The 19560-nt window shown below is 74.5% G+C and carries 14 protein-coding genes and 1 pseudogene; 10 read left to right on the top strand and 5 right to left on the bottom strand.

The features are described 5' to 3' along the window. Nucleotides 1–184: pseudogene (locus GNZ18_RS40305) on the bottom strand (trehalose synthase); the annotation flags it as partial. 57 nt (nt 185–241) lie between these two features. Next, complete coding sequence (locus GNZ18_RS40300) at nt 242–2239, bottom strand: alpha-1,4-glucan--maltose-1-phosphate maltosyltransferase (RefSeq protein WP_156222805.1); 1998 nt, start codon at nt 2237–2239, stop codon at nt 242–244. A 277-nt stretch (nt 2240–2516) separates the two neighbouring features. Here GNZ18_RS40300 and glgP point away from each other — a divergent pair, with 277 nt between their 5' ends. Further along, entirely contained in the window at nt 2517–5111 is a 2595-nt protein-coding gene (glgP, locus tag GNZ18_RS40295; protein ID WP_312875020.1) for an alpha-glucan family phosphorylase, read from the top strand. Here glgP and GNZ18_RS40290 read toward each other — a convergent pair. Next, nucleotides 5108–5869 (bottom strand): SWIM zinc finger family protein, encoded by a 762-nt coding sequence (locus GNZ18_RS40290; protein WP_156222803.1) that lies wholly within the window; start codon nt 5867–5869, stop codon nt 5108–5110. The two genes, glgP and GNZ18_RS40290, sit on opposite strands and share 4 nt — an antisense overlap. Continuing rightward, nucleotides 5869–8949 (bottom strand): DEAD/DEAH box helicase, encoded by a 3081-nt coding sequence (locus GNZ18_RS40285; protein WP_156222801.1) that lies wholly within the window; start codon nt 8947–8949, stop codon nt 5869–5871. Before GNZ18_RS40285 ends, GNZ18_RS40290 begins: the two co-directional genes overlap by 1 nt. Nucleotides 8950–9087: 138 nt before the next feature. Here GNZ18_RS40285 and GNZ18_RS40280 point away from each other — a divergent pair, with 138 nt between their 5' ends. Continuing rightward, on the top strand, nt 9088–9870 hold the full coding sequence (locus GNZ18_RS40280; protein WP_214620673.1) for an enoyl-CoA hydratase/isomerase family protein: 783 nt from the start codon (nt 9088–9090) through the stop codon (nt 9868–9870). Nucleotides 9871–9886: 16 nt separating this feature from the next. Here the strand turns inward: GNZ18_RS40280 and GNZ18_RS40275 are convergent, their stop codons facing one another. Beyond that, the gene (locus GNZ18_RS40275; RefSeq protein WP_214620674.1) at nt 9887–10249 is read right to left on the bottom strand and encodes a winged helix-turn-helix transcriptional regulator; all 363 of its coding nucleotides are present in this window, start codon (nt 10247–10249) and stop codon (nt 9887–9889) included. Nucleotides 10250–10346: 97 nt separating this feature from the next. On the opposite strand from GNZ18_RS40275, the gene GNZ18_RS40270 reads away from it, so the two are divergent. The 8 genes from GNZ18_RS40270 (at nt 10347) to GNZ18_RS40235 (ending at nt 19533) form a co-directional block, all read left to right on the top strand. Beyond that, a complete protein-coding gene (locus tag GNZ18_RS40270) occupies nt 10347–11015 on the top strand; it encodes an NADPH-dependent F420 reductase (protein ID WP_156222797.1) in 669 nt (222 codons plus the stop codon). 75 nt (nt 11016–11090) lie between these two features. Next, nucleotides 11091–11870: an SDR family NAD(P)-dependent oxidoreductase gene (locus tag GNZ18_RS40265; protein ID WP_156222795.1), complete on the top strand. Its 780-nt coding sequence runs from the start codon at nt 11091–11093 to the stop codon at nt 11868–11870. Between the two features lie 207 nt (nt 11871–12077). After that, complete coding sequence (locus tag GNZ18_RS40260; protein ID WP_156222793.1) at nt 12078–13028, top strand: acyl-ACP desaturase; 951 nt, start codon at nt 12078–12080, stop codon at nt 13026–13028. Nucleotides 13029–13146: 118 nt separating this feature from the next. Beyond that, entirely contained in the window at nt 13147–14052 is a 906-nt protein-coding gene (locus GNZ18_RS40255; RefSeq protein ID WP_156222791.1) for a serine/threonine-protein kinase, read from the top strand. Between the two features lie 54 nt (nt 14053–14106). Next, nucleotides 14107–16080: a serine/threonine-protein kinase gene (locus GNZ18_RS40250; protein ID WP_156222789.1), complete on the top strand. Its 1974-nt coding sequence runs from the start codon at nt 14107–14109 to the stop codon at nt 16078–16080. 72 nt (nt 16081–16152) lie between these two features. Then, nucleotides 16153–17559, top strand: coding sequence for a serine/threonine-protein kinase (locus GNZ18_RS40245; protein WP_156222787.1), 1407 nt, complete (start codon nt 16153–16155; stop codon nt 17557–17559). A 222-nt stretch (nt 17560–17781) separates the two neighbouring features. Then, the gene (locus GNZ18_RS40240) at nt 17782–18561 is read left to right on the top strand and encodes an electron transfer flavoprotein subunit beta/FixA family protein (protein ID WP_156222785.1); all 780 of its coding nucleotides are present in this window, start codon (nt 17782–17784) and stop codon (nt 18559–18561) included. 21 nt (nt 18562–18582) lie between these two features. Beyond that, a complete protein-coding gene (locus GNZ18_RS40235) occupies nt 18583–19533 on the top strand; it encodes an electron transfer flavoprotein subunit alpha/FixB family protein (RefSeq protein WP_156222783.1) in 951 nt (316 codons plus the stop codon). Nucleotides 19534–19560: the final 27 nt, after the last annotated feature.

Raw genomic sequence — 19560 nt, 5'->3', positions numbered from 1 at the left:
TGCCCAGCCATTGCAGGTGGTCGAGTTTGTTGATCAGGCCGCGCAGGTCGCCGTAGCCGTCGCCGTTGGAATCGGCGTAGCCCCGGACCGACACCTCATAGAACACCGCCGTCTTGAACCAATGCGGATCACGCGGGGTCTCGGTGCGGAATGCGTCCGCGACCGGTTCGGAGAGGGTGGGCAGGGCCTCCTGCGGGATCTCGGAGGGAGGGTGTGGCTCGTGGGATCCGCTCAACTCTCGTCACTCTCCGAAGGTGAGGATGTGGGCGGGCTGTACGTGTGGATCCAGCCGGACGTAGTTGGATCGCCGCCAGGTGTAGGCGGCGCCGTCCAGTTGGTCTGTGACGGTGAAGGAATGGTCGGGGTCGTCGGGGAGTCCGAGTGCGGGCAGATCCAGATGGACGGTCGCCTCCCGTGCCTGGTGGGGGTTGAGGTTGACGATGACCAGGACCACGTCGCCCGCGTGCCGTTTGGAGAACGCGAGGAACTCGGGCTGGTCGATCGTGTGGAAACGCAGATTGCGGAGCTGCTGGAGCGCGGGGTGGGTGTTGCGGAGGGTGTTGAGCCGGGTGATGAGGGGCGCCAGGGTGTCGGCGGTGTCCCAGTCGCGGGGGCGGTACTGGTATTTCTCCGAGTCGCGGTATTCCTCGCTGCCGGGGCGGACGGGGATGTTCTCGCAGAGCTCGTAGCCGGAGTAGACGCCCCAGGTCGGTGAGAGCAGCGCGGCCAGGACCGCGCGGATGACGAAGGCCGGGCGGCCGCCGTGCTGGAGGTATTCGTGGAGGATGTCGGGGGTGTTGGTGAACAGGTTGGGGCGCATGTAGGCGGCGGCGGGGCCGGCGAGTTCGCTCATGTATTCGCGGAGTTCGTCGGCGGAGTTCTTCCAGGTGAAGTAGGTGTAGGACTGGTGGAACCCGATTTTGGCCAGGGTGTGCATCATGGCGGGCCGGGTGAACGCCTCGGCCAGGAACAGCACGTCGGGGTGGGTGGCGTGCACGTCGGCCAGCAGCAGTTCCCAGAACGGGACGGGTTTGGTGTGGGGGTTGTCCACGCGGAAGATGCGGACGCCGTGGTCGATCCAGTGGTGCACGATCCGCCGCACCTCGGCGGCCAGCCCCTCGGGATCGTTGTCGAAGTTCAGCGGATAGACGTCCTGGTACTTCTTCGGCGGGTTCTCGGCGTAGGCGATGGTGCCGTCGGCGCGCGTGGTGAACCATTCGGGATGCTCGGTCACCCAGGGGTGGTCCGGCGAGCACTGCAACGCCAGGTCCAACGCCACCTCAAGGCCCTGGCCGTTCGCGTACTCGACGAACGCGTCGAAGTCGTCGAGCGTCCCGAGGTCGGGGTGGACGGCGTCGTGGCCGCCGTCGGGGGAGCCGATCGCCCAGGGCGTTCCCGGGTCGTAGGGTCCGGCGTCCAGCGTGTTGTTGGGGCCCTTGCGGTTCGTGGTGCCGACCGGGTGGACCGGCGGCAGGTAGACCACGTCGAACCCCATCTCGGCGATCGCGGGCAGCCGCTTCATCGCCGTCCGGAGCGTTCCGGACATCGGGCCGCGCCGCCCCATCGGGTCGAAGGACGCGCCCTCCGACCGCGGGAAGAACTCGTACCAGGAGCCGAACAGGGCGCGCTGCCGGTGCACGACCAGCGGGAACCACTCGGTGACGGTCAGCAGGTCGCGCAGCGGGTAGTGCTCCAGCGCCTCCGCGACGTCGGGGTCGCGGGCGGCCTCCATCCGCTCCGCCACCGGGGCGGTCCTGTCGGCGAGATGGCGGGCGAGCCGGTCGAGTGTGGCACGGTCCTTGCTCGGGACGCCGTCGGCCGCCCGGGCGAACAGCAGCGCCCCCTCGGCCAGCACCAGGTCGACGTCCTGGCCGCGCGGCACCTTGATCTCCGCGTCGTGCAGCCAGTGGGCGACCGGGTCGCCCCACGCCTCGACCCGGAACGCCCACGTCCCGGGCTCGGTCGGCGTCACCCGCGCCGTCCAGCGGTCCAGGCCCTCGCCGGTATCGCTCATCCGGACGCCGGGCAGCTTCTCGCCGTCCGGGGTCCGCAGGACCACGGCCGCGCCCAGCATCTCGTGCCCCTCGCGGAACACCGTGGCGCTCACATCGATCGTCTCGCCCGCCACCGCCTTGGCGGGCCAACCACCGCCCCCCACCACGGGGAAGACGTCGAGGATCGGTACTCGACCGAGCCTCGGAATGCCGGTTTTCTGGGAGTTTCCGGACTCGCCGCGCATGTGCCATCCCCTACCCGACCGGGACGCGTGAAACGTCCGGAGCGCGTGAACCCAGGTCTCACCGCCTCGCACTCTCCGCCGCCTCGTACTTTCCACCGGCTCGTACTTTCCACCGGCTCGTACTTTCCACCGGCTTGGGCGAACGACCCGCCGATCGGGCGCCAGGGTCGGCGGACGGTCGAGCGCGGGCAAACGGCCGGCAGTGGAACGGGCCACCGGGTGAGGCTCGGGTCCCCGCCTCGCGTCCACCGGGGTGCCTCGCCTAGCGTGGAGTCGCGTGAAGGCAATCCGACGTTTCACGGTACGCACCGTCCTTCCCGAGCCGCTCAGGCCGCTTGAGGAGCTCGTCCTCAACCTGCGCTGGTCGTGGCACCACGAGACGCTCGACCTGTTCCGCGACGTCGATCCGGCGCTGTGGGAGGCCGTGGGCCGCGACCCGGTGCGGCTGCTCGGCGAGGTCGCGCCGGAGCGGCTCGCGCGGCTGGCCGCCGACCGCCGGTTCCTGCGCCGCCTCCACGACACGGCCGAAGATCTCCGCGAGTACCTGACCGCCCCGCGCTGGTACCAGGCGCGCGGCGCGGCGCCCGCCTGCGTCGCCTACTTCTCGCCCGAGTACGGGATCGCCGCCGCGCTGCCGCAGTACTCCGGCGGGCTCGGCATCCTGGCGGGCGACCACCTCAAGGCCGCCAGCGACCTCGGCGTCCCGATCATCGCGGTGGGGCTGCTCTACCGGCACGGCTACTTCTCGCAGTCGCTGTCGCCGGACGGGTGGCAGCTGGAGCGCTACCCGCCGCTCGACCCGAACGGGCTGCCGCTGACGCTGCTGCGCGAGCCCGACGGGACGCCGGTGCGGGTCCGCGTCGGCCTGCCGAAGGACCGCGAACTGCGCGCGCAGGTGTGGCTCGCGCGGGTCGGCCGCGTCCCGCAGCTCCTGCTCGACTCCGACGTCGAGGACAACGACCCCGAGGCCCGCGAGGTCACCGACCGGCTCTACGGGGGCGGCGGCGACCACCGGCTGCTCCAGGAGATGCTGCTCGGCATCGGCGGGGTGCGGGCGATCCGCGCGTACTGCCGGATCACCGGGCACGCCGAGCCCGAGGTGTTCCACACCAACGAGGGCCACGCCGGGTTCCTCGGCCTGGAGCGCATCCGCGAGCTGGTCACCGGGCACGGGCTGGGGTTCGGCGAGGCGCTGGAGGCGGCCCGCGCCGGGACGGTGTTCACCACGCACACGCCCGTCCCGGCGGGCATCGACCGGTTCCCCCGCGAGCTGGTCGCCCGCTACTTCGGCGGCGCGAACGAGGATCCGGACGTCCCCGTCGAGCACGTCCTCGCGCTCGGCGCCGAGGACTACCCCGGCGGCGACCGCACCGTGTTCAACATGGCGGTGATGGGGATGCGGCTCGCGCAGCGGGTGAACGGGGTCAGCGCGCTGCACGGCCGGGTCAGCCGCGAGATGTTCGGCGGCCTGTGGGGCGGGTTCGACACCGCCGAGGTCCCGATCGGGTCGGTCACCAACGGCGTGCACGCCGGGACGTGGGTGGCCCGGGAGGTCTTCGACCTCGCGGCCCGCGAGGTGCCCTCGGTGGTGGAGTCCTCGCGCGGCTGGGAGGGCGTGCTGGAGGTCGAGGGCGGCGAGATCTGGCGGGTGCGGCGGCTGCTGCGCGAGCGGCTCGTCGTGGACGCGCGGCGCCGGCTCCGCGAGGCGTGGCGGCGGCGCGGCGCGAGCGAGGCCGAGCTGTCCTGGACCGAGGACGCGCTCGACCCGGACGTGCTGACGATCGGGTTCGCGCGGCGCGTCCCGTCCTACAAGCGGCTCACGCTGATGATGCGCGACGAGCGGCGGCTGCGCGCGCTGCTGCTCGACCCCGACCGGCCCGTGCAGATCGTCATCGCCGGGAAGGCGCACCCGGCGGACGAGGGCGGCAAGCGGCTCATCCAGGACATCGTGCGGTTCGCCGGGGACGAGGAGGTCCGGCACCGCATCGTGTTCCTGCCCGACTACGACATGGCGCTCGGACGGCTGCTCGTGCAGGGCTGCGACGTGTGGATGAACAACCCGCTGCGGCCCCTGGAGGCGTGCGGGACGTCCGGCATGAAGGCGGCGCTGAACGGCGGTCTGAACCTGTCGATCCTCGACGGCTGGTGGGAGGAGTGGTACGACGGGCGGAACGGCTGGGCGATCCCGTCCGCCGACGGCCTCGCGAGCCCCGAGCGCCGCGACGAGCTGGAGGCCGCGGCGCTGCACGGGCTGATCGAGGACCAGGTCGCCGTCGCCTTCTACGACCGGGACGCGGCGGGCCTGCCGCGCCGCTGGCTGGAGATGGTCCGGCACACGATCGCGACGCTCGGGCCGAAGGTGCTCGCGTCCCGCATGGTCCGCGACTACGTGGAGGGCTACTACGGGCCCGCCGCCGCGTCCGCCCGCGCGATGGCCGCCGACGGCTTCGCCGGGGCGCGCGGGCTGGCGGCGTGGAAGCGGCGGGTCCGGGAGGCGTGGCCGCGCGTCGCCGTCGAGCACGTCGAGGGGAGCGGTGAGGAGTCCCCGCAGGTGGGGGCGCGGTTGGCGGTGCGGGTCGTCGTGGACCTCGGCGCCCTCGACCCCGGCGACGTCGCGGTGGAGGTCGCCTACGGCCGGGTCGATGACACCGACGCGCTGGTCGAGCCGTCCTACCTGGAGCTGGAGGCGGCCGGGCCCGCCGGGGACGGCAGGGTCCGCTACGCCGGGGAGGTGCCGCTGGCGCGCAGCGGCGCGTTCGGGTACGGGGTCCGGGTCGTCCCGAGCCATCCGGCGCTGCCGGTGCGCGCCGAGCTGGGCCTGGTCGCGCTGCCGCCCGCGCCGGAGGGGATGACGAACGGCGACCTGCGCTAGTCGTCGCGGTCCGGGGTCTCGGCGGCGAGGGCCTCGTAGGCGGGGGCCAGCACGTCCGGCAGGTCGCGGCGGCGGATCCGCACCGGCGGCGGCGTCGCGACCTGGAGCACGAACCCGGGCGGCACGGGCACGGCGCGGCGGCGCTCCCGCAGCCGCGCCAGCCCGGACGGCGGCGTCCAGAACCCGGTGGCCGACAGCGGCTCCGCTTCCATCTCGAACGGGTCGGGCTCCACCGCCGACTCCCGCCGCAGCGCCGCCAGCAGTTGCTCGCGGGGGCGGCCGTTCCACTCCAGCACGAGGAACGGGTCGTCGTCGAACGCCTCGGCCAGCAGGTACAGCACGGCCGCCGCGTGCTCGCACGGGTCGCCCCAGCCGGGGCAGCCGCACATCAGGTGCAGGTCGGCGGCCGTCTCGGGGAACAGCGCCAGCCCCAGCTCGGCGAACTGCCACTCGATCTCCGGCGGCAGCTCGCCCGCGAGCAGCCGCGCCCGGAACACCGCGTGGGAGGCGAGCCTCGCCTCCGCCGCGCGCCATCCCAGCGTGTCGATGCCCTCGGTGCCGACCGCCACGTCGTAGGGCTCGCCGTCGGGCCCGCGCACCTTCGCCGTCACCTCGTAGGGCCCGACCCGCAGCCCGGCGACCTCGCCGGTGCGCGCCAGCTCGCGTCCGGCCCGCAGCCGCTCCGGGTCGGCGCCGGTGTCCAGCAGCGTCGTGAACCGCCGCGACCACCAGCGCAGGCCGATCGGCACCTCGCCCATCAGTCGCTCACCGCCTCGGGGGAGAGCCGCAGCACGTCGCGCAGCTCCGCCACCGACAGCTCGGTCAGCCACTCCTCGCCGGTGCCGACGATCGTGTCGGCGAGGGCCTTCTTGCGCTCGATCATCTCGTCGACCCGCTCCTCCATCGTCCCGACGCAGATGAACTTGCGGACCTGGACGTCGCGGGTCTGCCCGATGCGGAACGCCCGGTCGGTCGCCTGGTCCTCGACGGCCGGGTTCCACCACCGGTCGACGTGGACGACGTGGTTCGCGGCCGTGAGCGTCAGGCCCGTCCCCGCGGCCTTCAGCGACAGCAGGAAGACCGCGGGCTCCGGGTCGCCCTGGAAGTGCCGGACGAGGTCGTCGCGCGCCTGCTTGGACGTGCCGCCGTGCAGCCACAGGACGGGGCGCTCCAGCCGCGCCGCCAGATACGGCTGGAGCATCGAGCCGAACTCGGCGTACTGCGTGAACACGAGAGCCTTCTCGCCCCGCGCGACGACCTCGGCGCAGATCTCCTCCAGCCGCTCCAGCTTCCCCGAGCGGCCGGGCAGCCGCGAGCCGTCCTTGAGGAGCTGCGCCGGATGGTTGCAGACCTGCTTGAGCCTCGCCATCGTCGCCAGCACGAGCCCGCGCCGCTTGCGCGGCTCGGCCTCGGCGATCCGCGCGAGCATGTCGTCGACCGTGGCCTGGTACAGCGACGCCTGCTCGGTGGTCAGGTTGCAGTAGACCTTGATCTCCTGCTTGTCGGGCAGGTCGGAGATGATCGACCGGTCGGTCTTCAGGCGCCGCAGCACGAACGGCTGCGTCGCCCGCTTCAGCGCCAGCGCGGCCTGCTCGTCGCCCTCCCGCTCGATCGGGATCGCGAACCGCTCCCGGAACGCGGCGCGCGGGCCGAGCAGCCCCGGGTTCGCGAACTCCATGATCGACCACAGCTCGGTCAGGTGGTTCTCGACCGGCGTGCCGGTCAGCGCGATCCGGCTGCGCGCCGGGATGCTCCGCACCGCCCGCGCCTGCCGCGTCCCGCTGTTCTTCAGCGCCTGCGCCTCGTCGCAGACGACCCGCCCCCAGGTGAGGGCGGCGAGGTCATCGGCGTCGCGCGCCGCCGTGCCGTAGGTGGTGAGGACGAGGTCGGCGCCCGCCACGGCCCGCGCCAGCTCCGCGCCGCGCGGGCGGCCCGCGCCGTGGTGGACGTACACGCGCAGCTTCGGCGTGAACCGCGCCGCCTCCCGCTGCCAGTTCCCCACCAGCGACATCGGCAGGATCGCCAGCGTGGGGTCGGGGCGCGCGCCGCCCTCCCGCTCGTGGACGAGCAGCGACAGCACCGCGAGCGTCTTGCCGAGCCCCATGTCGTCGGCGAGCAGCGCGCCGAGGCCGAGGCCGTCCATGAACGCCAGCCACGCCAGCCCGCGCTCCTGGTAGGGGCGCAGCTCCGCGTCCAGCTCCTCGGGCGTCGCGAGCGGCGCGAGCCGCCGGTCGGCCTCGCCCGACAGCAGGTCGCCGAGCGTGCCGCCCGCGTCGACCTCGACCAGGGGCAGCGCGGCCTCGCCCGCGTGCAGGACCGCGCGGACCGCCTCGGCGGCGGGCATCCGGCCCCGGCGCGGGCGGCGCAGGAAGTCGAGCGCGGCCTCCAGCTGCTCCTCGTCCAGCTCGACCCACTGGCCGCGCAGCCGGACGAGCGGCGTCTTCAACCGGGCCAGCTCCTCCAGCTCCGCCTCGTCGACGCGTTCGTCGCCGATGGCGAGGTCCCAGCGGAACTTGACCATGCCCTTCAGGTCGAAGCCCGAGGGCGCGGCGGCGCCGGACGAGGCCTCCGGGTCGTCCGGGCGGGTGGTGAACCGCATGCCGAGCCTGGCCCTGCCCGCCCACTGCGGGAGCAGGACGCCGAACCCGGCGGCGGCCAGCATCGGCGCCGCGCGCCGCAGGAACCGGAACGCGCCCGCCGTGTCGAGGAGGAGCCCGCCGGGCTCGGGGTCGTCGAGCGCGGGCGCGAGGTCGGGGAACAGCCGCAGCGCGCGGCCGAGGCCGTCGAGCAGCGTCTCCTCCGCGCCTGTGACCGACGTTGCCTCGCCCGCCCACACCGTCGCGGCGGGCACGTACAGGCTCGGGTCGTCGATGCCCTGGAGCGCGAACTCGACCCGCCAGGCGTCCTGTTCCTCGGCGCCCTTCGCGCCCTTCTCGCCCGGCTCGGGCTCGAACTCCTCCGCGCCCGGCTCGGCGAGCCGGAAGCACACGCGCAGCGGGCCCGACGGGCGGCGCGCGGCGGCGGCCCACGCGTCCAGCTCGGCGATCAGTTCGGCGGAGTCGTCGCCGGGCTCGCGCGCCACGTCCGGCGCCGGGCCGGTCAGCGCCTCCACCCAGCGTTCGGCGAGCGGGATCCGCTCGGGCGCCCTGCCCCGGCGCGGCGGCAGCAGCGGGTGCGGCACCACGCCGCGCACGGCGGTGTCGACCAGGCCGTGCAGCGCCTCGCGCAGCACCTCGGCGGCGGGCCGCCCGCCGTCGGCCGCGCGGCACGCGGCGGGCATCGCGGCGGCCAGCTCCCGGAAGCGCGGCGGGTCGTCGATGACGGGACGCCAGCGGGCGACGAGGTCGCCGTCCTCGCGCAGCAGCGCGGGCAGGACCTGGCCGCGCCCGGTCAGGTGGACGGCCTCATCCGCGAGCAGGCACAGGAACCGCAGGTCGCCGCCGGGGACGACGTCGCCGCTGTGCTCGGCGGCCTGGAGCAGCGCCATCGCGGGGAACGGCTCAAGCACGAGCGCCGGCACCCTCCAGGGCCGCAGCTCCGGCTCGCCGTCGATGGGCTCGGGCCCGAGTTCGGCGGACGGCAGCGGGTGATCGCCGTGTTCCCGGTCGACGCGGGTCGGGAGCGACATCGTCAGCTCGACGCGGGCCGCGCCGCGCACGAGCGGCTCGTAGGAGGTGCCGGAGAAGTCGCGGGACGCGAACGGATGGACACCGGGGACGGGATCACGCGCAGGTGCTGCCTGCGGGGGGACGCCCCCCGGCTCCTCCCGGAGCCGCCTGGTGCGTTCGGCCCACAGACAGAGCGCACCGCCGTGCCAGGTGGCGTGGGCGACGAGCATGGTCCCCGAAGCTACCAGCAGCCTCGGACGTTTCCGCGCGTCACCGTGGCCCGCCCCTCCTCCGGCGCCCCCGTGGATCACGCGGACGCCCGCTGGTTAGGCTCGGTGCGTTCGCCGCCGAGTTCGAGGAGGGTCGCCGTGGGCGAGTTCGTACGGGTCGAGGTCGAGGACGGGATCGCGACGATCAGGCTGGACCGCCCGAAGATGAACGCCCTCAACTCGGCGGTGCAGCGCGAACTGATCGACGCGGCCCGCCAGGTCACGGCGGACGACGCCGTCGCGGCCGTCGTCCTGTACGGCGGGGAGCGGGTGTTCGCGGCGGGCGCGGACATCAAGGAGATGGCGCCGATGTCGTTCCCGGAGATGTCGGCGGGCCTCTCGCACCTCCTCCAGGACTTCGCGAAGGCGCTCGCCGCGATCCCGAAGCCCGTCATCGCCGCGATCACCGGGTACGCGCTCGGCGGCGGCCTGGAGCTGGCGCTGACCGCCGACTTCCGGGTCGCGGGCGAGGGCGCGAAGGTCGGGCAGCCCGAGATCCAGCTCGGCGTGATCCCCGGCGCGGGCGGCACGCAGCGGCTGGCCCGGCTGGTCGGCCCGGCCAAGGCCAAGGACCTGGTGTTCTCCGGACGGCACGTCGCGGCCGAGGAGGCGCTCGCGATCGGGCTCGTCGACCGGGTCGTCCCCGACGCCGAGGTCTACCCGGCGGCGCGGGAGTGGGCGGCGACGTTCGTGGGCGGCCCCGCGGTCGCGCTCGCCGCCGCCAAGCGGGCCATCGACGCGGGCCTGGAGGTCGACCTCGACACCGGCCTGGAGATCGAGCGGCAGCACTTCGCCTCGCTGTTCGCGACCGAGGACCAGGCGAACGGCATGAAGAGCTTCATGGAGGAGGGGCCCGGCAAGGCGACCTTCACGGGCCGCTGACCGCCGCGCCCTCCCGCTACCGGCCGCGCTCCTGCGCGGCCAGTACCTCGTCGGCGTGCCGTTCGGTCCAGCGGCCGAGGGCCGACAGCGCCTCCAGCAGCCCCCGCCCCGGGCCGGTCAGCTCGTACTCGACGCGCGGCGGCGCCTCGGCGTAGCGGCGTCGGGTGACCAGGCCGTTCTGTTCGAGGCGCCGCAGCGTCCCGGTGAGGACCTTGTGGCGGATGCCGCCGATCCGCGCCTGCAACTCGCCGGGGCGCAGCGGGCCGTCGCGCAGCGTCCAGAGCACGACGCCCGTCCAGGTGCCCGACAGCACGTCGAGGGCGAGCCGGGTCTGGCAGTCGGCGCCGAACGCGCTCGTCGGGAGATCTGTGGTTCGCATGGGTATCGCCGACATCCTGCCCTCCCCGATACGCACCGGGCGGTGCGGAACGGACCGCCTAGCGTCCCGTCCGACGGTAATCGAACGGGAGGTCGTCATGCGTATCGGAGTACTCGGCGCGGGCAACATGGCGGACGCGCTCGCCACGCGGTGGGCGCGCGCGGGCCACGAGGTGCGGATCGGCGCGCGGACGCCCGCGAAGGCGGTCGCGCTGGCGGAGCGGATCGGCGCCGGGGCCGCCGGCGGCGGGATCGCGGAGGCGGCGGCGTTCGGCGAGGTGGTGCTGCTCGCCGTCTGGTACGAGGGCGTCCAGGACGTGCTGCGCGAGGCCGGGCCGCTCACGGGACGGGTGCTGATCGACTGCGTCAACCCGATGGAGCCGCCGTTCGAGCGGCTGAAGACGGGCGAGGGCCCCTCGGTGGCGCGCCGGATCGCCGACGCGAGCGGGGCGCGCGTGGTCAAGGCGTTCAACCTGGCCCACGAGAGCGTGTGGCGGATGGCGCCGCCGTCCTTCGGGGGGCGCCCGCTCGGCGTCCCGCTGTGCGGCGACGACCCGGCCGCGCTGGCCGCCGCGCGCACGCTCGTGGCCGACCTCGGCTGCGTCCCGCTGGACGGCGGGGGCCTGGAGCGCGCCGCGCTGCTGGAGGCGACGGCCGCGTTCCTGGTCGGCCTCTGGTCGGCTGGCGAGGACCCGGCCACGATGATCACGCCGGTCGAGTACGCGGGCGGGGACCCGCGGCGCACCTCGGAGCCCGCGGACGCGTAGGCGCCTCGCGAACCTCCTTCACGATTTGGTCGAGCGGCCGTGGCGGGCGGGGCGCCGCGGCTAGCATCGGCCGCCATGCGAGCGGCCACGAGACAGGCGTACCGATCCGCGCTGGTGACCGGCGCGTCCGGCGGGATCGGCGCGAGCTTCGCCCGGCTCCTCGCGGCCCGGGGCGCCGACCTCGTGCTCGTGGCGCGCCGCCCCGGACCGCTGGAGGAGCTGGCGCGCGAGCTGGTCGAGCGGTACCGGGTCGCGGTGGAGGTGGTCGCCGCCGACCTCACCGACGGCGCGCGGTGCGCGGAGGTCGAGCGGCGGCTCCGCGCCGACCCGGTGGAGCTCCTGGTGAACAACGCGGGACGCGGCGCGCCCGGCGCGTTCGCCGGCCTGCCGCTGGAGGACCACCTCGCCGGGATCGAGCTGAACGTGACCGCGCTCGTGCGGCTCACCCACGCGGCGCTGCCCGGCATGGTCGGCCGGGGCCGGGGCGGTGTGCTCAACGTCGCGTCCATGGCGGGGCTCGCGCCGTCCCCGGGCGGCGCCAGCTACGGCGCGACGAAGGCGTTCGTGATCGCCTTCTCCGAGAGCCTGCACGCGGAGGTCGCGGCCGAGGGCGTGCACGTGACCGCGCTGTGCCCCGGCTTCACCCACACCGACGACGGCGCGCCGCCCCATCCGCTGTGGCTGCGCCGCGACGCCGTGGCCAGGGCGGGGCTGGACGCGGTCGAGGCCGGACGCGCGCTGTCCGTCCCGGGAGCCCAGTACAAGGCGGCGCTGCCCGCGCTGCGGCTCGTCCCGAGACCGCTCCTCAGGGCGGCGGCCGGACGCGTGTGGCAGCAGGTCGCGGGCGGAGGGTGACGGCCGGGCGCCGCGGTCTTCGCCCCGATCTACAAAACAAGCACGGTCCCGCTTGTGAGGCCGCCGCCTTGACGGGGTCCCGCCCCGCTGGCGACGATCGAACCTACGCTTGAGTAGGTTGCGTGTCGGGCCTGCTCGGCGAGCTGATCAGCGCGCCGCGGGCACGGCGGCGCGCCCGGTAGTCCCGTCGTCCAGTGAAGGAACGGTATGTCCGTCACCCCCGAAGACAAGTTCCAGACCGGCCTGCTGCTCGACCTGGAACAGGTGGTCGAGAAGGAGCTCGACCGGCACATGTCGATGGCCAAGGAATGGTTCCCCCACCAGTACGTGCCCTGGGGCCAGGGACGCGACTTCGACGGCCCGCTGGACGGCGAGGCGTGGTCGCTGGAGCAGTCCAAGCTGAGCCTGGAGGCGCGCGAGTCGCTGATCGTCAACCTGCTCACCGAGGACAACCTCCCCGGCTACCACAACGCGATCGCCACCGTCTTCGGGCGCGACGGCGCCTGGGGCACCTGGGTCAACCGGTGGACGGCCGAGGAGAACCGGCACGGCATCGTCATCCGCGACTACCTCACCGTCACCCGCGCCGTCGACCCGATCGCCTTGGAGCGCGCCAGGATGCTCCACATGGAGACCGGCTACGAGCCGACGCACGGCGACTCGTTCCTGCACGGCGCCGCGTACGTGGCGTTCCAGGAGCTCGCGACCCGCGTCTCGCACCGCAACACCGGCCGGGCCTCGGGCGACCCGATCTGCGAGCAGATGATGGCGCGCGTCGCGGCCGACGAGAACCTCCACATGATCTTCTACCGGAACCTGCTCGGCGCCGCGCTGGAGCTGGCGCCGAACGAGACGATGCGGGCGATCACCGACGTCGTCAAGGCGTTCGAGATGCCCGGCGCGGGCATCGAGGGGTTCATGCGCAAGTCCGTCGTGATCGCCAACGCGGGCATCTACGACCTGCGGCTGCACCACGACGACGTCCTGACGCCGGTCCTGCGCAAGCTGGGCGTGTTCGAGCTCACCGGCCTGGACGGCGGCGGGGAGAAGGCGCGCGAGGAGCTGGGCGAGTTCCTGGCCCATCTCGACGCGTCCGCGACCAAGTTCGAGACCCGCCGCGAGGAGCGCCGCGCCCGGAAGGCCGCCCGCGAGGGCTGATCCGGGGCCGTTCGCGATCCTTTCGTGACCGTTCCGGGGGAACGGGAACGCGCTGGGTGACGTCAAACGGGGCTCGGCCACGGGGAACGCGAGCCCGATTTCCGGCGTCAAAAGGGTCATGGGAACGCATCGGCGGCTGGCCGGGTATCGGTTGCTGGACGAGATCGGCCGGGGGAGCACCTGCGTCGTCTACCTGGCGATGGACGCGACCGGCCGCGAGGTCGCGGTCAAGGAGCTGCTCCCCGGCCTCGCCGCCGAGCCGGAGGCGATCGCGCGGCTGGCGCGCGAGATGTCCGCGCAGGCGCGGGTGCACAGCGACCACGTGGCCCGGCTGCTGGACGGCCGGGTCACCGCCGACCGGCCCTACGTGGTCATGCAGTACGTGCCCGGCTGCCCGCTCGGCGACCTGGTCTCCGACTACGGGCCGCTGGAGGGGGACCGGCTCGCCCGGTTCGCGCGGCGGCTCGCGCTCGCGCTCGCCGACGTGCACGACGCGGGCGTCCTGCACCGCGACGTCGCGCCCGGCAACGTGATCGTCCTGGGCGACCGGCCGACGCTGATCGACTTCGGCATCGCGCACGAGTCGGGCATGGAGCAGATCACCCGGCGCGGCATGGTGGTCGGGACGCCCGCCTACCTCGCGCCCGAGCTGATCGAGGGCGAGCGCGCCACCACCGCGTCCGACGTGTTCTCCTGGGCGTCCACCGTGGCCTACGCCGCGACCGGCCGGCCGCCGTTCGGGCGCGGTTCGCTGCACGGCGTCTGCTTCCGGATCCTGCGCGGCCAGGTCGACCTGGACGGCGTGCCCGAGCCCGTCGCGGGCCTGCTGCGGCTCGCGCTGCGGCGCGACCCGTCCCGCCGTCCCGCCGCGCGGTGGTTCGCGGGCGCGCTCGCGCCGCGTCCCGGCGACGCGGCAGGCGGTGCGCACAGGGGTGCGCACAGGGGTGCGCACAGGGGTGCGCACGGCGGGGGGCAGGCCGGAGGCGGAGGCGGGCGCCAGGGTGGCCGAGGGCGGGCGGCCTGACATGCTCCTGGGGTCCTGTTCGCCCGGTTGGCGGAGGGTAGGGTTTCGTAAACGATGAAGGGGGTTGTCACGTCCGGGGACCGTATCGGCCGCTACAGCGTGCTCCAGACCCTGGGTGAGGGGGGCATGGGCGTCGTCTACCTCGGCGCCGACGCCGAGGGGCGCAAGGTGGCCATCAAGGTGCTGCGGCCGGCCGTCGCCGGGGACGCCACGGCGCGCCGCCGGCTCGCGCGCGAGGTCGACTCGATGCGGCGCGTGCACAGCAGGCACGTCGCCGAGATCCTCGACGCCGACGTCACCGCCGACCAGCCCTACATCGTGACCCAGTACGTCCCGGGGCGCACGCTGGAGGAGATCGTCGAGGAGTCCGGCCCGATCCACGGGCAGGCGCTCCAGCGGCTCGGCGTGGGGCTCGCCTCCGCGCTGTCGGCTATCCACGGCGCCGGGATCATCCACCGCGACATGAAGCCCGGCAACGTCATGCTGGTCGACGGCGAGCCCGTCGTGATCGACTTCGGCATCGCGCAGGGCGCGGACGCGACCCGGCTGACCGCGACCGGCATGGTGATCGGCACCCCCGGCTACCTCTCCCCGGAGATCATCGAGGGCGAGGACGCGGGCCCGCCGTCCGACGTGCACGCCTGGGCCGGGACCGTCGCCTACGCCGCGACCGGGCGGCCCCCGTTCGGCTCGGGCACCTTCGAGTCGATCTTCTACAAGATCATGCAGGGCACGCCCGACCTGGACGGCGTCCCGGCCGCGATGCTGCCGGTGCTGCGCTCGGCGATGGCCCGCCACCCGGCCGAGCGCCCGACGGCGGTCAACCTCGTCCAGCTCACCCGGCGCATCCACTTCGAGGCGACGCTCACCGACCAGACGCGGATCGACCAGCACCACACCCGTCCCGACAGCGCGTCCCAGCCGCTGGACCGGCCCGACCCGCCGCTCGGGGAGCCCGACCACGCGCGGCAGTTCTCCATGCCCGCGCCCGCGCCGCTCACCTCGCAGGAACCGGCCACGCGCACCGACACGCCGCCGCCGACGCCGATGCCGGCCCCGGCTCCGGCCCCCGCGCGGACGCCGACGCCCCCGCCGACCCCGGCGCCCGCGCCGGCGCACGCGCAGCCCAAGGACTTCGTCGGGCAGCTCCCGCCCGCGGCGCCGCCGCCCGTCCCGCCGCCCGCGCCCGGCCCCTACGACTCGCCGAGCTACTCGCAGGGCGGCTACGCCCCCTACAACACCCGGTCGCAGGCCGGTTACCCGCCGCCCTACGGCCCGCCCCCGCCGGGCTCCCTGCATCGCGGGCCCGAGCCGGGCGGCCCGCCCGCGGGGCACGGCAGCCCGTACGAGGATCCGCGCGTCGACGAGGTGCGGCGGCAGGCCGAGCGCACCCGCGACGAGCGCGACAAGGAGGCCCGCAAGCCCTACGGCCTGTACCGGCTGCTCAGCCTCGTCGTCCTGGCGGCGCTGCTGGCGTTCGCCAACATCGCCCCGCTGCTCGCGGTCGGCGTCACGCTCGTGGGCGTCGCCGTGCTGCGGATGGCCGACAAGGCCGCCAAGGGCATGGAGGACAAGCGGACCCGCCGGGGCCCCCGCTCGGGCGACGCGGTCGCGGCGGCGTTCAGGACCCCGCTGCACCTGCCGGGCGCCGTGCTGGTCACCGTGCTGCTCGCGGGGCTCAGCGTCGGCGCCGGGCTGATCCTGCTGGGCGCGCTGATCTTCACCAAGTCCGACATGTCGGCCTCGCGGGCCGTCGCCTACTCCGCGATGGCGGTGATCGGCCTGCTGTGCCTCGCGCCGGGCAGCGGAGCGCCGCGGCGGCAGCTCGCCCGGGTCTGGGGCGCGGTCCTGCCGCGCACCGAGGCGGCCCTGGCCGGGGCGCTCGTCCTCGGCGTCTTCGCCGCCGTGCTGGCCGTGCTGTCGCTGAGCCGGCCGCCCGACACCACGCCGCTGAACGGCATGAGCACGGACCTGGAGGGCGTGCGCTCCGACGTCCACGACCTCATCGACCGCGTCCCCGGCATGTGACCGCGCCCGCGCGGGCGGGCGCGGCCGATCCGGCGCGGCGGGGCGCCGCCGATCGATAGGGTGGCCACCCATATGAGCGGTGAGACGAGCCACCAGGAGCACATCGGGCCGTACCGGTTGCTGTCCCGGCTGGGCGGCGGCGCGGGCACCGCCCACCGCGCGGCGGGCCCCGACGGGCGCGACGTGGCGATCCGGCTGCTGCCCCCCGGCGCCGTCCCCGACATCGCGCGGATGCGCTCGGTCCTCAGCCCCTACGTCGTCGACGTCCTCGGCGGCGAGCCCGGCGGCACGCGCCCCTACGTCGTCTCGCGGTTCGTCCCGGGCAGGCCGCTCGCCGAGCACGTCGCCGCGCACGGCCCGATGGGCGGCGCCGCGCTCGGCCGCATGGCGCTCGGCCTGGCCAAGGCGCTCGCCGCCCTCCACCAGGCGGGCCTCACTCACGGCGACCTCGGCCCCGGGACGGTGCTGGTCGTGGACGACGCCCCGGTCGTCGTCGACTTCGCCCTCACCGGACGCGCCGGAACGCCGGGCGACGTCCCCGCCGACGTGCGCGCCTGGGCCGTGACCCTGCTCTTCGCCGCCACCGGGCGCCCGGACGAGACCGCCGTGTCCTCCTCCGGCGAGCTGCCCGTCGGCCCGGCCCCCGAGCTGCCCGCCGGGCTGATCGCGGCACTGCCCGAGGGGCTGCGGCCGCTGGTCGCGGCGGCGGCGCGCCCGGACGCCTCCGCCCGTCCGTCGGCGGCCGACCTGGCCGAGGCGGTGGCGAGGCTGGACCTCCCGCCGTCCCCCGCGAGGCCCCCGGCGACGGCGCACACGGCGCACACCGCGCACACGGCACCCCCGTCCCCGTCCCCGCCCGCGGCCCCGGCCCCGACCCCGGCCCCGGAGCCTCCGGCGGCGTCCGGTGCCCGGGGGAGCGCGGCGCGGGCGCACGAGCTGGCCGTCGCGCAGGGCTGGGCCCGGCTGCTGGCCGCGATGGTCGTGGTGGTCGGCGTGGGCGTCGCGGTCATGATGCCGATCGTCGGGCTGCTGGCCTCGCTCGCGGCCGTCACGCTGCTGCGGGCGGGCGCCGCCTCGACCGTGCGGGGCCGGGCGTGGGCGCTCGGCCGGACGCTGCTGACCGTCCCCTACGCGGCGGCGTTCACGGTCGCGGTCCCGCTCGGGCTGGTGGCGGCCGCGGCGGTCGGCGGCGAGATCGACCCGCTCGCGGCGTGCGCGTTCGGCGCGGGCGCCGGGGCCGCCGTGCTGTGGAGCGCTCCGGGCGTCACCGGCCCGCGCCGCCAGCTCGAACGGATGGCGCTCGCCGCCGCGCGGCGGCCGGGCGGCATCGCGGCCGCGGGCGTGCTGCTCGGCGCGCTGGCGCTGTTCGCGGTGGTCGGCGCGATGTCGCTGACCCCGAGCTTCGCGCCGATGTACGGGTTGCAGAGCTCGCTGGAGGCCACGCTCGACCGGCTCCAGAACGCCCTCAACGGGACGTGAGGTCCGCCGGGCGCTCCCACCCCGGGATTTTGCCGCCCGGCTACTCACGGGTAACATTTGGCGGGCACGGCCGAACCGGGGACCCGGATCCGAAACCCGTTCGGGCCTTTGGCAGGCTGTTGCAGCGAGAAAGGCGTTTCCCGCGTCGACCCGCCAGGGGCGGCGCCCCTCTGTCCGCTCACCCCAGCGGCCAACCGAGTGCAGGGAGGTCGGTCACCGGCCATGAACATCGTCGTCCTGGTGAAGCAGGTTCCCGATACCGAGAGCCCCCGCAAGCTGAAGTCCGATGACAGCACGCTCGACCGCGCCGCCGCGGACGGTGTCATCAACGAGCTCGACGAGTACGCCATCGAGGAGGCGCTGCGCGTCAAGGAGGCCCACGGCGGCGAGGTCACCGTCCTCACCCTGGGTCCCGACAAGGCCACCGACTCCATCCGCAGGTCGCTCGCGATGGGCGCCGACAAGGCCGTCCACCTGGTGGACGACGCGTTCGCCGGGTCCGACGCGCTCCAGACCTCCTACGTGATCGGCCAGGCGCTCGGCCACACCGGCTTCGACCTCGTGATCCTCGGCTCGGAGTCCACCGACGCGCGCACCGGCGTGCTCGCGGCGATGCTCGCCGAGCGGCTCGGCGTCCCGCAGCTCTCGCTGGCCAACAAGGTCGAGATCGACGGGACCGCCATCACGATCCAGCGGCAGACCGACTACGGCCACGACCGGGTCGAGGCGACCCTGCCCGCCGTGGTCAGCGTCGTCGAGAAGATCAACGAGCCGCGCTACCCCTCGTTCAAGGGGATCATGGCGGCCAAGAAGAAGCCGGTGGAGACGCTCGGCGCCGGCGACGCCGGTATCGACGCGGGGCGGGTCGGCCTGGCCAACGCCGCCACCGAGGTGGTGGACTTCGCCGAGGCGCCGCCGCGCGAGAAGGGTCAGATCGTCACCGACGAGGGCAGCGGCGGCACCGCGATCGCCGACTTCCTCGCGTCGAAGAAGTTCGTCTGACCGGGGAAGGGACACATTCCGATGGCTGAGATCCTCGTCCTCGTCGACCATGTCGACGGTGAGGTCAAGAAGGTCGCCCTCGAACTGCTGACGCTGGCCAACCGGCTGGGCGAGGCCGCCGCCGTATGGGTGGGCCCGGGCTACGAGGGCGCGAAGGACAAGCTCGGCGAGTACGGCGCCGGCAAGGTGTACGTCGCCGACGACGAGGAGCTGACCTCCTACGTCGTCGCCCCGAAGGCCGCGCTGCTGGCGCGGCTCGTGGGCGAGGGGTCGCCCGCCGCCGTGCTGGTGTCGGCGACCGCCGAGGGCAAGGAGATCGCCGGGCGGCTCGCCGTCAAGACGGGCTCGGGCGTCCTCACCGACGTCGTGGACGTCGCCGACGGCCTGGTCGCCGAGCACTCCATCTTCGGCGGCGCGATCATCGCGCACGCCCGGGTGCGGACGGGCACGCCGATCATCGCCGTCCGGCCGAACTCCGTCGCGCCCGAGGCGTCCCCCGCCACCCCCGTCGAGGAGCGGGTCGCGGTGACGCTGTCGGACGCCGACAAGGGCGCGCGGATCGTCGAGCGGGTCGTCCAGGAGAAGGGCGAGCGCCCCGACCTGACCGAGGCCGCGATCGTCGTCTCCGGCGGGCGCGGCGTCGGCGGCGCGGAGAACTTCGCGATCATCGAGGGGCTCGCGGACTCGCTCGGCGGCGCCGTCGGCGCCTCGCGCGCCGCGACCGACGCGGGCTGGTACCCGCACTCCTTCCAGGTCGGCCAGACCGGCAAGACCGTGTCGCCGCAGCTCTACGTCGCGGTCGGCATCTCCGGCGCGATCCAGCACCGGGCCGGCATGCAGACCTCGAAGACGATCGTCGCGATCAACAAGGACGCCGAGGCGCCGATCTTCGACCTCGTCGACTTCGGCGTCGTGGGCGACCTGTTCCAGGTCGCGCCGCAGCTCACCGAGGAGATCCAGAAGCGCAAGTGAGCGTGTCGCGGCGCCCCGTCCGGATCC

The organism is Actinomadura litoris (genome assembly GCF_009733595.1).
In the GTDB taxonomy this organism is placed as follows: domain Bacteria; phylum Actinomycetota; class Actinomycetes; order Streptosporangiales; family Streptosporangiaceae; genus Spirillospora; species Spirillospora litoris.
The sequence above is the reverse complement of the archived record's forward strand: the minus strand, read 5'-3'. Positions and strand labels throughout refer to the sequence as shown.